At 64.9% G+C, this 496-nt stretch carries 1 protein-coding gene; it reads left to right on the plus strand.

Going from position 1 to position 496, the window contains the following annotated elements; all coding sequences use genetic code 11:
- Nucleotides 1-496 (plus strand): integrase catalytic domain-containing protein (locus HMPREF9538_RS30420; RefSeq protein ID WP_009485923.1); only part of this gene is annotated, 496 nt, incomplete at both ends.

A 496-nucleotide genomic window follows, 5' to 3' on the forward strand; every position in this document is an offset into this window, starting at 1 on the left:
CCCTCGCCATCGACGTGTTCACCCGCTGCGTGCTCGGCATGGTCGTCACGCTGGAAGCGCCGTCTGCCGTTTCGGTTGGCCTGTGCCTCGTGCATGTCGCCTGCGACAAGCGCCCTTGGCTGGAAGGACTGAACGTGGAAATGGATTGGCAGATGAGCGGCAAGCCCTTGCTGCTCTACCTAGACAACGCGGCCGAGTTCAAGAGCGAGGCCCTGCGCCGGGGTTGCGAGCAGCATGGCATCCGGCTGGACTATCGCCCGCTGGGACAGCCGCACTATGGCGGCATCGTGGAACGGATCATCGGCACGGCGATGCAGATGATTCACGACGAACTGCCGGGAACGACCTTCTCCAACCCTGACCAGCGCGGCGACTACGATTCCGAAAACAAGGCCGCCCTGACGCTGCGCGAGCTAGAGCGCTGGCTCACATTGGCGGTCGGCACCTACCACGGTTCGGTGCACAACGGCCTGCTCCAACCGCCGGCCGCGCGCTG

Origin of the sequence: Klebsiella sp. MS 92-3 (genome assembly GCF_000195655.1) — a bacterium.
Classification (GTDB): Bacteria; Pseudomonadota; Gammaproteobacteria; order Enterobacterales; family Enterobacteriaceae; genus Klebsiella; species Klebsiella pneumoniae.